Here is a 13,009-nt window from a genome sequence, read left to right as displayed (position 1 = left end):
TTGATAAAAAATAAAATAAGAGGGGTACAGCTATGAAAGATTTCCCTCTGTCGGAATTAAATCCGGCACAACAGGAAGCAGTTCTTTACTGTGAAGGTCCACTTCTTGTTCTTGCAGGAGCAGGAAGTGGTAAAACAAGAGTGATTACTTATAAGTATGCCTATCTCAAAGAAGCAATGGGATTCCATCCATCTTCCATATTCACCGTAACTTTTACAAATAAGGCAGCTGATGAAATGAAGGAAAGAATCTTTAAAATCTGTAACGGCACTCTTAAAAATCCTTGGATAGGAACATTCCATTCACTCTGTGTAAGAATACTGCGAGCTCAAATTGAAAAAATTGGTTATAAAAAAGACTTTATCATTTATGACGAAGATGATCAGGCAGGGCTGATAAAGAGAATCTTAAAAGATCTGAACATGCATGAAGCTTTATGTAAATGTGTTGTGAACAAAATAAGCAATCTTAAATCAAATCTGGTCACTCCGGAAGATTATATCTCAAATATTGAAGGTTACGAGTTTGAAGAAAGACTGGGCAGGATATATATGCGATACCAGACAGAGCTTCAAAAATGCAATGCTCTGGATTTTGATGATCTGATTCTTTGCGTAATAAGGTTATTCAGGGAAAATGAAGATTTACTCAGACGATACTCTGAACAGTTCAGATACGTACTTGTGGATGAATTTCAGGATACCAATAAATCTCAGTATGAACTGTTACAACTTCTTTGCAAATATCATGGAAATATCTGTGCTGTTGGAGATGATGATCAGAGTATTTACAAATTCAGAGGAGCAAATGTTTATAACATTCTTAACTTTGAAAAAGACTTTCCAAAGACAAAAGTAGTTAAACTGGAGCAGAATTATCGTTCTACAAAGCATATAATTCTTGCCTCAACTGCCATGATTTCAAAAAATCCAATGAGAAAACCAAAATCTCTCTGGACAGAAAGAGATTGGGGTGAAAAAGTTTTTTACTGTCAATTGAGCAATGAAGAGGAAGAAGCAAAGTACATAGCAAAAAATATAAAGGAACTTTATCTTAAAGGTGAGTATGAATTTAGAGATTTTGCAATTCTTTACAGATTGGTTCTTCAGGCAAGAGCTCTGGAAGAGGCTTTGCGTATGGAAGGGATACCCTATCAGGTGATAAGTGGAGTAAGCTTTTACCACCGTAAAGAAATAAAAGATGTGCTTGCTTACATGCGATTTATTTTAAACAAAGAAGACAATGTAAGCCTTATGAGAATCATAAATACTCCTCCAAGGGGAATTGGAGCAGGAGCTTTATTAAAAATTGAAAATGAAGCTAAAAAACATATGATATCAACCTATGAAGCAATAAAAAAAATGATAAAAGATGATTCTGTTGCTGTTAATTTAAAAGAAAAGCTTTTATCCTTTACCACAATTATAGATGAGCTTTCTGAGAAAGAGTATCAGGATGCTGCGTCAATGATAAGGGATATATTGAATCTTACTGGATATCTTGAGGAAATTGAAGAGGACAGAATTCAGAATGTTTTAGAGCTTCTTAGTTCTGCAGAAAAAGTATCATTAAGGGAATTTCTTGATAAAGTTGCTCTTCTTTCAAGCGTGGATACATGGGAAAACAGGAAAAACGGAGTCTGTCTTCTTACCCTTCATGCAGCCAAGGGACTTGAGTTTCCGGTGGTTTTCATCGTAGGCTGTGAAGAGGGAATTTTACCTTACTTTAAGGCACTTGAAGATCCTGTGGAATTACAGGAAGAAAGAAGGCTTTTTTATGTGGGAATGACAAGAGCCAAGAATCTTTTATACCTTACAAGTGTAAGGCAGAGAAAGCTTTATTCAAAAGTTCAGAAACAGGAGCCATCAAGCTTTATCAAAGACATTCCACCTGAATACTGCACATGCATCAGAAAAGATTATTCCTCATTTACTCCAGAAAAAAAGGAATCAGAAAAATCCAGGGTCAAGCATCCATTTGTGATAGGATGCAAAGTAAAGCATCCCACATGGGGAGTTGGAGTTGTAAGAGACTGTTATGGAGAAGGAGATGATTTAAAGGTTGTTGTTAACTTTCCAGGCATAGGGGTTAAAAAATTAGCTCCAAAAATTGTAAACTTAGAGAGGGTGTAAAGATGAAAATAACAAAACAAGAGGTAAAACATATTGCAATGCTGAGTAGGCTTGAGCTTGATGAGAAAGAATTAGAGCTTTATCAGGATCAATTAAGCCGCATTCTTGAGTATGTTGAAAAATTAAATGAAATTGATACAGCTGCTATAGAGCCTACATCCCATGTTATTGAGCTTAATAATGTATTCAGAGAGGATGTTGTTAAGGAGTCTTTACCGAGACAGGAAGTGTTAAAAAATGCTCCCCAGGCTACAGATAAATTTTTTAAAGTTCCTAAAATAATAGAGTAAGATGCTTAGAAGTTTTTTAAGAGCAAAACTACATCTGGCAAAGGTAACAGAGACTAATTTATTTTATGAAGGCTCAATAAGCATTGATGCTGAGCTAATTGAGCTGGCTGGAATATTGCCTTATGAAAGAGTATGGATAAGCAACATGAATAATGGTGAGCGATTTGATACCTATGTTATTCCTGCACCAAAAGGCTCAAAAACAATAGGACTTAATGGTCCAGCTGCAAAAAAAGCTCAGGTAGGAGACAGAATTGTTATTTTTTCCTATGGCTATTTTACGGAAAATGAAATTCCTTTGCACAAACCAAAGATTGTAATCCTTGATGAAAATAACAATCCTGTAAAGGTTTATACTCCTTGAATCAAGGCTTCAACATCAAGACTTTTTAGAGCTGTTTCTCCTATTCTGTCTTTATTCAGTTCAGTTAAATATGGAAGAACTCCGAGACAGGGTATATCAAGCAATTCTTTTAAAACCTGCGGATTTGTTTTTTCAGCAATGTCATTTTTTGCGGGCTCAGAAAAATTAATAATGTAACCCTTTACAGGAATTTTTTTATTTTTCAATGCCTCCAATGTAAGAAGTGTGTGATTAATGGTGCCAAGAGATGGTCTCGTTACGATTATTACAGGTAACTCCATATCTTTGATTAAATCCCTGACAAAATAAAAATTTGTTTTCCTTTTTTCTTCTTTGATAAGAGGAACCATTAATCCACCTACACCTTCAATAACAAGATAGTCATACTTTTTCTTAAGAGTTTCAAAGGACTTAAATATTCTATCAATGTCAACTTCTATATTTTCAAGCCTTGATGCCACAAGGGGGCTCAATGGATTCTCCATTTTTACAGGCGTTATTAAATCAACAGAGTCATTCATTTCAGCCATGTCTCTTAAAAGCATTCCATCACTTGGTAACAGTATCCCATCTTTGTTAAGACATCCTGTTTCAACAACCTTCATTGCACCAACCTTTAATCCTTTTTTTATAAAACTCCTAAGTATTGCAGCAGTAACAATAGTTTTCCCCACTCCTGTATCTGTGCCTGTAATAAAGTATCCAGCTTTCATATTAATCCTCCCTTTCAAAGAATATTATCGTTATATGGTATAATGTTATATAAACTAAAGGCAACCCGATAAGGAGGAACTGTGATAAGATTTGAAGAATTACAGATGAGAATAATGGATGCAGCAAAAAATTATCTTGATGTGTATGATATGTCCACATACATTGAGCAGTATTCCTTAAATAAAGAGAGCAAGCTTTTAATGACCTTGCCAGAAATTAAGCCTCCCTATCCAATAAGTGCTACAGTGTCATTTTCTTATGATGCCCATCAGACAAGTAGTTCTTTTCTTTATGATGAGGAGGACCAGAACTCTGATGAGTTTGAAAACATGGTAGAGATTGAATTTGTCATAAACCTTCCATTTATTGAAGGATACAATCATATAAGTGAACTTTTTGAAGAGATAGTTAATGAGTATCCTGAGCTGGATATGGTTTTAGTAAAAAAAGAGTTCATTGGAAAAGATTTGATGGAGGGTGAAGAGTATGAAATTGCTTATTCCTATCCTGCTTCTCAAGAAGAATTAAAGGATCTTCAGTTTTATGAAGAGATATTTTTTGAATTAAGCAATATCTTACGCACCATTTACGAGAGAACAAGATTTTATATTGATATGTCCTGGTATTCAGCAGAAGATGAAACTTTTTAATGAAATAAAAACAATTCTTCTGGATATGGACGGAACAATACTGGATAAGTATTATGACGATTACTTCTGGGAGATTTATGTACCTCAAAAGTATGCTGAAAAAGAAGGAATAAGCTTTGATGAAGCTCAAAGAATACTTTTCTCAATGTACAAAACAGAAGAAGGGAGTCTTAATTGGACAGACGTAGATTTCTGGTCATGTAAAACAGGTCTTGATATATTCCAGCTTAAAAAGGAAGTGGATCATCTTATTTGTCCTCATCCAGATGCTGAAGAATTTTTAAAATTTGTAAACTCCAATGGTAAAAAAGTTTATCTTGTAACAAACGCTCACAACAAAGTAATGGAGCTTAAACTTAAGAAAACAGGCTTTGATAAATATTTTCATGACGTGTTTACATCCTTTGATATTGGCTATCCCAAAGAGAAAATTGAATTCTGGAAAAGACTTAAAGAAAGAGTTTCTTTTGAACCAGACTATTCAATCTTTGTTGACGATACAGAAGAAATTCTCCATACAGCCAAACTTGCAGGAGTAAAACTACCTATTTTAAGAGCAGTTTCCTCTGCCCGCTCTATTCCACGGAAATCAAAGCATTTTTTAACAATAATGAGCTTTGAGGAGATTTTTAATTTATAAAGCTCCAAGTTCTCTTTTTAGCCACTGTTTTATCTTTTCATTTATTGGACACATTCCGAAGCATATTTTATCCCTGTTTTCATTAACTGCTTCAATAAGCATTTCTTCAGGGATTTCATCTATTCTTGCTATGGTTTCTCCATAATCCATCTGGGTATGTCTCATTATAAAAAGAACAGGCTTTGCACCTGAAGTGTCAATGTATGGGATATAACCCTTAATAGGACCTTTATAAACTAATTTATCTCCTTCTTTTACACATCTTGGAGACATGACTTCCTGTGGCTCAACATCCCACAACATATTTTCTCTAAAATAGGGATCCTCTTTTAGTTCTTTAAGCGTGATTAATTCACTGAAAATCATGAAATCACCTCCCTCTTCTATTTCTTTCTTCTTTCTGGGACGACATTACTTTTTATCTTTCCTTCATTATACTCTTTTGTTACATAAAGACCGCAATAGCATCTTCCATATTCTTTTATGTCCTCTACGCTGTAGAGGCAGGGACAGATTATATCAGCATCTGTCTTTTTGTCTCCTGAAGCCAGTCTACAAGGGCACGATCTGTAACCATAACGTTCTTCATTTTTAATCAACCCTTTCAAAAGTTCAAATACAAAGTCTTTATCCTTGTTTAACTGCCAGCCCCTTGACCTGGCATATTTTTCTAAAATTTCATAGAGTTTTTCAGGTGTCATATGAGGTATTAAGTTCCAGAATTTTTCTGAGGCTTTCCTCATCAAAGCCTACTACAGCTGTCTCAACAACAACTGTTGGAAAGGTTTCCAGATGATTGATTTTTTTCAGTTCTTTCATTGCAAGCCATTGTTCACCACTGTCAAGAGTATCAACTTCAATTAAATCATATTCTACAGAGTTATTCTTTAAAAATTCTTTTACTTTTTTACATACAGGGCATGTGCTCAATGAATATAATCTAACTCTTTTATGCATTGCCTTTCCTCTTTTTATTAAAAGTATTGTCAAGGGTTAATTGAACATCTTCAAGCATCTCAAAGTTTGCCTTTCTTATTGTTTCAAGAGGTAGTTTTAACATATTTGCCAACTCTTCAAAGGGGATTTTTGAAACATAACAGAGCTCTGCAATAAGTATCTTTAATGCATCATCTTCTATCAAAGCTTTTAATTCATTATCATCCACCTGGACACTGTCAACAGCGTCTCTGAAGGACATTCCGTTCTTTATGTTCTGCATTATTTCTTTCATGGCTCCTTCATAAATTCTGCTTTCTTCCTCTGAGTAATCCTTAAAGATGAAATTAAACTCTGTCATTATTAAACTCCTTAATTTTTATTTTGCCCAGATTTAATTTGATTTATAAAAAGAAGATATTTTTTTAAGAGTTCTTCAGCAGTTGTTCTTATCTCCTCATCTCTTATATTTTTCGTAATATCTTCCATCCATTCTCGCTGTTGTGCAGATAAACCGGTGATTTCTCTCTCCTCTTCTTTTTCTTTCTGATTCCTGTAAATTCTTCCAAAACAGAATTCCACATCCTTGATTCCATATACATGAAGTTTTTTAATAAATTCATCTTTTAACAGAATTAGCTGAGAAAGCCATGCATGGGAGTTAACTACCACATAAAGAACGCCATTTTTTAAATCCTTTGGAAAAGTATGATCTTTAACAGGACAACCGAATAGATCATTCCATCGTTTTCTTAAAAATTTTAGTGATACTGCTTCTTCTATACCAAAATTATTGAATAAAGTAGGTAAAACTTGTCCTATTCTCTCCATGTCTAAATCGCTTTTTTGATAAGACCTGAACGAAGACATCTTGTGCATACATGCACTCTTCTTGGACCTTTTTCAGTAATAATTTTCATTCTCTGAAGATTTGGAAAGAAGTATCTTTTTGTTTTGTTGTTTGCGTGACTTACATTGTGTCCCACCACTTTTTTCTTGCCACATACATAGCAGCTTGCCATTTTCCCTCCTCCTTAATTTGCATATACTTAATTATTTATGATAACATTTTATTGATTTAGAGACAAGGAGGGAAGAATTAAATTATGTCTGATAAAGCAGTTAGAAGCATAGAATTAGCCAAACAGCTTGGCGTAAAACCTTCAGAAATTGTAAAATTCGTTGAAAAAATTAGAAATGTCCAGTTCAAAAAAAGAACTACAAACATCAACATAGAACCAGAGGAAGTTGACTTAATAAAACAGCATTTTAAAAAAGAAAAACAACCAGAAAAAATGGACGAAAAAATAGAAACAGTTGAAGTAAAAAAGATTGAAGAGACAAAAGAGATAGAGAAAAAAGAAGAAGCGCCTAAAATTATTGAAGAAGAAATAAAAGATGAAGAAGAGATACATCTGCCCGGTAGATTTAGAAGAGAAATAACTTTTGAAAAAATTGAAAAAATAAAGCCAAAACCCGTGATAAACAGAATACCTCCCAAAAAATCAGAACCAAAGAAGTGGCTTGATATAAAGGAGCAAAAAAAAGTTAAAAACAAACTAAAAAAAGAAGAGCCTGTTCAGGTACCATCAACTGCTCCGAGAAAAAAGTCTATCAAGATAGAAGAAGGCACAACAGTTAAAGAGTTTGCAGAACTCATAGGTCAGAAAGTCTCTGATGTTATAAAAAAATTCATGGAACTCGGTTACATGCCAACAATTAATCAGCCTGTTGACTTGGATGCAGCCCAGCTTGTAGCAGAAAGCTTTGGAGTGAAAGTAGAGCTCTCTCAGGCTGAGGAAATTGATGTAATAGAAGAGCCAGAAGATACTCCAGAGCTTCTTCAACCGAGACCTCCTATTGTAACTGTTATGGGTCATGTTGACCATGGTAAAACTTCACTGCTTGATGCAATAAGAAAAACAAAAGTTACAGAACAGGAAGCAGGAGGAATCACGCAGCACATAGGTGCCTATAAGGTTAGTCTTGCAGGTAAAGATATTACATTTCTTGACACACCAGGGCATGAAGCATTTACAGCTCTTAGAGCAAGAGGAGCAAAGGTTACTGATATTGTTGTTCTTGTTGTTGCTGCTGATGATGGAGTAATGCCACAGACAATTGAAGCAATAAATCATGCTCGGGCAGCAGGTGTTCCTATAGTGGTTGCTGTAAACAAAATAGACAAACCAGAGGCAAATCCCCAGAGAGTGAGAACCCAGCTCAGTGAACATGGAGTTATTCCTGAAGAATGGGGTGGTCAGAATATATTCGTTGATATTTCAGCAAAAAAGAGAATAGGTATAGAAAATTTACTGGAAATGATACTCCTTCAGGCAGAAATAATGGAACTCAAAGCAAATCCAAATAAGCCTGCAAGGGGAACAATAATTGAATCCAGACTTGACAAAGGTCGTGGTCCTGTGGCAACAGTGATTGTTCAAAACGGGACTTTAAGGGTTGGAGATGCTTTTGTTGCAGGAACAACTTATGGAAAAGTAAGAGCATTAATTGATGATACAGGTAAAAGAGTTAATGAAGCTCCACCATCAACTCCTGTTGAAGTAGTAGGGTTTGAAGAAGTGCCTCAAGCAGGAGACAGTTTCACAGTTGTGGAAGATGAAAAGATTGCCCGTCAAATAGCTAATGCAAGAGCACAGAAGAAAAGACTTGCCGAGATGCAAAAAGCCCAGAAACTGACGCTGCAGGATTTGTATGAGAAAATTAAAGAAGGAGAAGTTAAGGAGCTTAATTTAATCATAAAAGGTGATGTTCAGGGTTCAGTGGAAGCATTGAAAAAAGCAGTGGAGGAGATAACTCATCCTGATATTAAAGTCAGGGTTATACATACAGCTGTTGGAGGTATAACAGAGAGTGATGTTAATCTTGCAGCCACTGCCAATGCAATAATAATAGGATTTAATGTTCGTCCAGAAACAAAAGCTCAGGAACTGGCTGACCAGCTTGGTGTTGACATAAAGCTTTATAGTATTATTTATGAAGTAATTGATGATGTAAAGAAAGCTCTGCAGGGAATGCTTGAACCAGAAATTAAAGAAAGAGTTATAGGTAGAGCAGAGGTAAGAGCAGTATTTAAGATTTCAAAAGTTGGAACTGTGGCAGGATGCTATGTTTTAAATGGTGTAATATCAAGAGCAAGTGACGGCATAAGAGTAATAAGAGACAACGTCGTGATCTATGAAGGCAGAATCAGTTCTTTAAAAAGATTTAAAGAAGATGTAAGAGAAGTTCAGGCTGGTTATGAATGCGGTTTAACAATAGAAAACTTTAATGACATTAAAGAAGGCGATATTCTTGAAAATTATGTTCTTGAAAAAATTCCCGTAAAAGGAATTTAAAATGCATCCATATAAAAGGTCTGAGAGACTTGGAGTTCTCTTAAAAGAAGAGGTTGCCCAGATAATTTTACATAAAATAAAAGACCCCAGACTCGGTTTTGTTACAGTAACTGATGTGAAACTTTCAGATGACCTAAGACAGGCACGAGTTTTTATCTCTGTGCTTAAGGCAGAAGAAAGAGAGCTTTCAATTCAGATTTTAAATGAAGCAAAGGGATTTATAAGAAGTGAGATAGCCAAAAGACTCAGAATAAAGATAATACCTACTTTTGAATTTGTTTTTGATGAATCCATAGAGCGAGGATTTAGAATTGATCAGCTTTTAAAAGAAATTAAAAAGGCTCCGGAGGAGGTTTGAAACCACCGAAAGATTTAATTGACGCAATCCAGAAGAATAACTCTTTTTTGATACTTACCCATACAACGCCTGATGGAGACGCCTTTGGTTCAGCAATTGCTTTAAAATTTTTGCTTGAACAGCTTGGCAAAAAAGCAGAAATTTATGCAGAACCAGCCCCTCAGCAGTATCAGTTTCTTCCAGGAATTGGATTAATTAAAAACATTGAAAACCTTCAATCCTCAATCCTTAAGCCTGTTTTGATTCTTGTTGATTGCAATACTGTTGCCAGAATCAGCTATAAAAAAGAAATTATTGAAACTATTAATGCCTCAACTTTTAGCACTAAATTAATTATTGACCATCACATTGAAACTAACAAAACAGTTGATGCATCGAGTATAAAGTGGATTGAACCAGAGGCTGCAGCTACAGGCATAATGATTTATTATCTTATAAAAAGCCTCAACGGTAAAATAACTCCTCAAATTGCCACAAATCTTTATACAGCAATAATTGTGGATACCGGTAATTTCCAGTTTGACAACACTAATGAAGAGGTTTTTCAGATAGCATCAGAGCTGGTAATATGTGGAGCTAAACCTTCATATATTTATCAAAATAGTTTTGAATCGTGGAGTGAAAATAGATTTAAACTTTTTATAAAAATGCTGAACAGAGTGGAATTAATACCTCCTGTTGCAATAGCTTTTATAAGTAAAGAGGATTTTGAAGAGACTGAAACTTCTGAGCCAGATACTGAGAGATTTGTGGAGTTTTTGAGAATTTTGAAAGATGTCAAAGCTGCAGTGCTTTTTAGAGAGATGGAAAAAAACTTCATTAAAGTAAGCCTTCGTTCAAAGGGTGATGTGGATGTTAGTAGGATTGCAATAGAGTTTGGTGGTGGAGGTCACAAAAATGCAGCCGGATTTAGAATCAAAACATCCTTTGAAGAAGCACGGAGGCAACTTATAGAGAAACTGAAGATTTATAATGTTCTGAGTGGCGATTTAGATTTCAAAGTTTAAAATTCAAATTGAGATAAATGGGGAAGGTTATAGCAATAGCCAGTCAGAAGGGTGGTGTTGGCAAAACAACAACAGCTATTAATCTTTCAGCTTCTCTGGCAGTAAAAGGTAAAAAAGTTCTCGTAATAGATTCAGATCCTCAGGCAAGTCTTACCTTTGGATTGGGGATGAGAAAAAATGGAGAAAAAATTAAAGGACTATACGAACTTTACGCAGACAAAGCAACACTCAAAGAAGTTTTAATCCAGCCATTTGAAAACCTTTATGTAATTCCTTCGAGAATTGATCTATTCATGGCAGAACTTGAGATATTTGAAACTGAAGAGAGAGACAAAAGGCTGAAGTGTTTACTTGAGCCCTGTAAAGACGAATTTGATTATATTTTCATTGATTGTCCTCCATCTTTTTCTTTTCTTGCTCTCTGTGCCCTTGTTGCCTCAGACTCTGTAATAATTCCTGTTCAGTGTGAGCAGTTTGCTCTTGAAGCTTTGAGAGTATTTATAAAGCTGCTTTGGAGAATTAAAGGAAATTTCAACGAAGCTCTTGAACTTGAAGGAATTCTTCTTACCATGTTCAGCAAACATCTTACTTTAAGCAGAACCATTGCAGAGGATATAAAAAAAGTTTTTCGTTCAAAAACCTTTGAAACCTGCATCCCAAGAAACATTGCCCTTGCTGAGGCATCCATGAATGGATTGCCTGCTATTTTTTATGCTCCAGAGGCTCAGGGAACTATTGCTTACAGGGAACTTGCAGAAGAAATCCTTCAGAAAGAAAAAGATAAATAGCTTAATTAAGTGCTTCAATAACTTTTTGAGCAACTTTCAGGTTAAATCCAGGCAAAGATGCTATTTCCTCTAAGGATGCAGACTTTATTTTTTCAATGCTACCAAAATGTCTGAGCAGCGTAAGCCTTCTTTTTTTGCCAACTCCAGGAATTTTTTCAAGAACTGACTGAAAAGTGGCTTTCTTTCTGAGCTTTTTATGATAGGATATGGCAAATCTGTGAGCCTCATTTCTTATTTTTTTTAATAGAAGGGAAGAGGATTTTTTATCTTCAAGAAGCATCTCCCTTCCATCTGGAAAAACAAGCCTGTCAGGTTCCTTAGCAATTGCAAAACATGGTAGTTCCTCTTTTAAATCATTTATGACTTTCAATGCAGTATTTAAGTGTCCCAAACCACCATCAATAAGAACTAAATCTGGTTTTGGAACTCCCTCATCTGTATCAAACTTTCTTACAACTCTTAAAACAATCTCCTTCATGGCTGAATAATCATCAATTCCTTGAGTTTCCTTTATTTTTAAATGTCTGTAAAAATTTTTGTTAAAGTTTCCGTCTTCCCAGTAAATGAAGCTTCCTACAGAATGAGCTCCAAAAAGAGTTGATACATCAAAGGCGCCAATTTTGGAAGGAGTTTCTATAAGATTAAGTCTCTGTTTGAGCTCTTCAAGTGTGGTCTCTACCGGCGAAAGCTTTGATTCTATATGAATCTTTGCATTATTTAATGCCATATCAAGAAGTGCTCTTTCTTCTTCGGAATAAGGGGTTTTGAGCTCAACTGGAGCACCTCTTTTAGCTTTTAACCATTCCTTTATTTCATCCAAACTTTCTGGTAAGTTTTTCATCATAATGGTTGAAGGAATAAGCATTTCCTTTGAATAGAGAGCCTCAACTACTGAAGTGATGAGTTCTCTCTCATTTTCATAAAAAGCCTTTTTAACTATCCAGTCCTTTGAACCAATAAGCAAGCCATTCCTTACAAATAAAACATTGACGGATATTTTTGAATTTTCCGTATAAATTCCTATAACATCCATATCTTCAACAGATTGAGAGACCACCCTCTGCTGAGAAAATATTCTTTCAAGTCTTCTAATCTGATCTCTAACAACAGCAGCTTCTTCAAATTTAAGTTCTTGAGAGAGTTTTCTCATCTTTTCATGTAATCTATCAAGCAACTTAGTTTTCCTCCCATTTAAAAATAAGATAACCTCATCAACTCCTTTCATGTAGTCTTCTTTTTTTATCAATCCAGCACAGGGAGCAGGACATCTTTTCATCTGATACTGAACACATGGACGCACTGGTTTGTTTAAACTGTGTTTACAGGTTCTTATTGGAAAGTTTCTCCTGATAAAAGATAAAGCTTCCCACATTGACTGAGCAGGAACATAGGGACCAAAATATAAATTACCATCTCTCTTTGGCTTCCGAACAACATCTATTCTGGGCCACTCTTCAGCAATTGTTATTCTCAGGTATGGATAGTTTTTATCATCTCTTAATAAAACATTATAAGGTGGCTTATACTCCTTTATAAGATTTGCTTCAAGAACAAGGGCTTCATACTCATTTGATGTAACGATGTAGGAGAAGTTTTTTACAAGCTGAACCATTTTTTTCTTTCTTTCATCAAGCTCACTGCTTTGAAAATAACTCTTGAGCCTATTTTTAAGATTTTTCGCCTTTCCAACATAAAGAACCTTTCCCGACGCATCTTTAAATAGATAAACTCCTGGTAAAGAAGGCACAGTGGTTAAATCAATCATATAATT

Annotated in this window: 17 protein-coding genes; 9 read left to right on the top strand and 8 right to left on the bottom strand. The window is 35.1% G+C overall.

Going from position 1 to position 13,009, the window contains the following annotated elements:
- Positions 1–32 precede the first annotated feature (32 nt).
- From V4D30_RS07400 to panD, 3 genes are read left to right on the top strand one after another with little or no spacing between them, the layout of a single operon-like run.
- A complete protein-coding gene (locus tag V4D30_RS07400; protein ID WP_353683687.1) occupies positions 33–2,132 on the top strand; it encodes a UvrD-helicase domain-containing protein in 2,100 nt (699 codons plus the stop codon).
- Positions 2,133–2,134: 2 nt separating this feature from the next.
- Positions 2,135–2,422, top strand: a complete 288-nt coding sequence (gene gatC / locus V4D30_RS07395; RefSeq protein ID WP_353683686.1) for an Asp-tRNA(Asn)/Glu-tRNA(Gln) amidotransferase subunit GatC — start codon at positions 2,135–2,137, stop codon at positions 2,420–2,422.
- Between the two features lies 1 nt (position 2,423).
- Positions 2,424–2,786: an aspartate 1-decarboxylase gene (panD, locus tag V4D30_RS07390; protein ID WP_353683685.1), complete on the top strand. Its 363-nt coding sequence runs from the start codon at positions 2,424–2,426 to the stop codon at positions 2,784–2,786.
- Here panD and bioD read toward each other — a convergent pair.
- Positions 2,774–3,499 carry a dethiobiotin synthase gene (bioD, locus tag V4D30_RS07385; protein ID WP_353683684.1) on the bottom strand — a complete coding sequence of 242 codons (726 nt, stop codon included), beginning with the start codon at positions 3,497–3,499 and terminating at the stop codon, positions 2,774–2,776. The genes panD and bioD overlap by 13 nt on opposite strands.
- Before the next feature lie 81 nt (positions 3,500–3,580).
- On the opposite strand from bioD, the gene V4D30_RS07380 reads away from it, so the two are divergent.
- Both V4D30_RS07380 and V4D30_RS07375 read left to right on the top strand, forming a co-directional pair.
- Positions 3,581–4,150 carry a hypothetical protein gene (locus V4D30_RS07380; protein ID WP_353683683.1) on the top strand — a complete coding sequence of 190 codons (570 nt, stop codon included), beginning with the start codon at positions 3,581–3,583 and terminating at the stop codon, positions 4,148–4,150.
- Entirely contained in the window at positions 4,137–4,790 is a 654-nt protein-coding gene (locus V4D30_RS07375; protein WP_353683682.1) for an HAD-IA family hydrolase, read from the top strand. The genes V4D30_RS07380 and V4D30_RS07375 overlap by 14 nt, the downstream gene beginning before the upstream one ends.
- Here the strand turns inward: V4D30_RS07375 and V4D30_RS07370 are convergent.
- From V4D30_RS07370 to rpmB, 6 genes are read right to left on the bottom strand one after another with little or no spacing between them, the layout of a single operon-like run.
- Complete coding sequence (locus V4D30_RS07370) at positions 4,785–5,156, bottom strand: DVU0772 family protein (protein WP_353683681.1); 372 nt, start codon at positions 5,154–5,156, stop codon at positions 4,785–4,787. The two genes, V4D30_RS07375 and V4D30_RS07370, sit on opposite strands and share 6 nt — an antisense overlap.
- A 17-nt stretch (positions 5,157–5,173) precedes the next feature.
- A complete protein-coding gene (locus tag V4D30_RS07365; protein WP_353683680.1) occupies positions 5,174–5,533 on the bottom strand; it encodes a ferredoxin-thioredoxin reductase catalytic domain-containing protein in 360 nt (119 codons plus the stop codon).
- Complete coding sequence (locus tag V4D30_RS07360; RefSeq protein WP_353683679.1) at positions 5,481–5,747, bottom strand: glutaredoxin family protein; 267 nt, start codon at positions 5,745–5,747, stop codon at positions 5,481–5,483. Before V4D30_RS07360 ends, V4D30_RS07365 begins: the two co-directional genes overlap by 53 nt.
- Positions 5,740–6,087, bottom strand: coding sequence for a hypothetical protein (locus V4D30_RS07355; RefSeq protein WP_353683678.1), 348 nt, complete (start codon positions 6,085–6,087; stop codon positions 5,740–5,742). Before V4D30_RS07355 ends, V4D30_RS07360 begins: the two co-directional genes overlap by 8 nt.
- Before the next feature lie 11 nt (positions 6,088–6,098).
- Entirely contained in the window at positions 6,099–6,557 is a 459-nt protein-coding gene (locus tag V4D30_RS07350; protein WP_353683677.1) for a DUF721 domain-containing protein, read from the bottom strand.
- A 2-nt stretch (positions 6,558–6,559) separates the two neighbouring features.
- Positions 6,560–6,748 (bottom strand): 50S ribosomal protein L28, encoded by a 189-nt coding sequence (gene rpmB / locus V4D30_RS07345; protein WP_353683676.1) that lies wholly within the window; start codon positions 6,746–6,748, stop codon positions 6,560–6,562.
- 84 nt (positions 6,749–6,832) lie between these two features.
- Between rpmB and infB the strand changes: the two genes are divergently transcribed.
- The 4 genes from infB to V4D30_RS07325 are packed head-to-tail and all read left to right on the top strand — an operon-like array spanning position 6,833 to position 11,238.
- Positions 6,833–9,085: a translation initiation factor IF-2 gene (gene infB, locus V4D30_RS07340; RefSeq protein ID WP_353683675.1), complete on the top strand. Its 2,253-nt coding sequence runs from the start codon at positions 6,833–6,835 to the stop codon at positions 9,083–9,085.
- A 1-nt stretch (position 9,086) separates the two neighbouring features.
- Positions 9,087–9,443: a 30S ribosome-binding factor RbfA gene (gene rbfA / locus V4D30_RS07335; RefSeq protein WP_353683674.1), complete on the top strand. Its 357-nt coding sequence runs from the start codon at positions 9,087–9,089 to the stop codon at positions 9,441–9,443.
- The gene (locus V4D30_RS07330; RefSeq protein ID WP_353683673.1) at positions 9,440–10,450 is read left to right on the top strand and encodes a bifunctional oligoribonuclease/PAP phosphatase NrnA; all 1,011 of its coding nucleotides are present in this window, start codon (positions 9,440–9,442) and stop codon (positions 10,448–10,450) included. Before rbfA ends, V4D30_RS07330 begins: the two co-directional genes overlap by 4 nt.
- 17 nt (positions 10,451–10,467) lie before the next feature.
- On the top strand, positions 10,468–11,238 hold the full coding sequence (locus V4D30_RS07325) for a ParA family protein (RefSeq protein WP_353683672.1): 771 nt from the start codon (positions 10,468–10,470) through the stop codon (positions 11,236–11,238).
- 1 nt (position 11,239) lies between these two features.
- Here the strand turns inward: V4D30_RS07325 and uvrC are convergent, their stop codons facing one another.
- Complete coding sequence (uvrC, locus tag V4D30_RS07320) at positions 11,240–13,003, bottom strand: excinuclease ABC subunit UvrC (protein ID WP_353683671.1); 1,764 nt, start codon at positions 13,001–13,003, stop codon at positions 11,240–11,242.
- Positions 13,004–13,009 lie beyond the last annotated feature (6 nt).

The sequence above is a fragment of the Thermodesulfovibrio sp. 3907-1M genome (genome assembly GCF_040450955.1).
GTDB classification, from domain to species: Bacteria; Nitrospirota; Thermodesulfovibrionia; order Thermodesulfovibrionales; family Thermodesulfovibrionaceae; genus Thermodesulfovibrio; species Thermodesulfovibrio autotrophicus.
Note: the sequence above shows the minus strand (reverse complement) of the source record. Positions and strands in the feature narration are given on the sequence as shown.

Bases quoted from the DNA above. Each gene is read 5' to 3' on its own strand.
- V4D30_RS07400 (WP_353683687.1), top strand. From the start codon at position 33: ATGAAAGATTTCCCTCTGTCGGAATTAAATCCGGCACAACAGGAAGCA.
- gatC (WP_353683686.1), top strand. From the start codon at position 2,135: ATGAAAATAACAAAACAAGAGGTAAAACATATTGCAATGCTGAGTAGG.
- panD (WP_353683685.1), top strand. From the start codon at position 2,424: ATGCTTAGAAGTTTTTTAAGAGCAAAACTACATCTGGCAAAGGTAACA.
- bioD (WP_353683684.1), bottom strand. From the start codon at position 3,499: ATGAAAGCTGGATACTTTATTACAGGCACAGATACAGGAGTGGGGAAA.
- V4D30_RS07375 (WP_353683682.1), top strand. From the start codon at position 4,137: ATGAAACTTTTTAATGAAATAAAAACAATTCTTCTGGATATGGACGGA.
- V4D30_RS07370 (WP_353683681.1), bottom strand. From the start codon at position 5,156: ATGATTTTCAGTGAATTAATCACGCTTAAAGAACTAAAAGAGGATCCC.
- V4D30_RS07365 (WP_353683680.1), bottom strand. From the start codon at position 5,533: ATGAGGAAAGCCTCAGAAAAATTCTGGAACTTAATACCTCATATGACA.
- V4D30_RS07360 (WP_353683679.1), bottom strand. From the start codon at position 5,747: ATGCATAAAAGAGTTAGATTATATTCATTGAGCACATGCCCTGTATGT.
- V4D30_RS07355 (WP_353683678.1), bottom strand. From the start codon at position 6,087: ATGACAGAGTTTAATTTCATCTTTAAGGATTACTCAGAGGAAGAAAGC.
- V4D30_RS07350 (WP_353683677.1), bottom strand. From the start codon at position 6,557: ATGGAGAGAATAGGACAAGTTTTACCTACTTTATTCAATAATTTTGGT.
- rpmB (WP_353683676.1), bottom strand. From the start codon at position 6,748: ATGGCAAGCTGCTATGTATGTGGCAAGAAAAAAGTGGTGGGACACAAT.
- infB (WP_353683675.1), top strand. From the start codon at position 6,833: ATGTCTGATAAAGCAGTTAGAAGCATAGAATTAGCCAAACAGCTTGGC.
- rbfA (WP_353683674.1), top strand. From the start codon at position 9,087: ATGCATCCATATAAAAGGTCTGAGAGACTTGGAGTTCTCTTAAAAGAA.
- V4D30_RS07325 (WP_353683672.1), top strand. From the start codon at position 10,468: ATGGGGAAGGTTATAGCAATAGCCAGTCAGAAGGGTGGTGTTGGCAAA.
- uvrC (WP_353683671.1), bottom strand. From the start codon at position 13,003: ATGATTGATTTAACCACTGTGCCTTCTTTACCAGGAGTTTATCTATTT.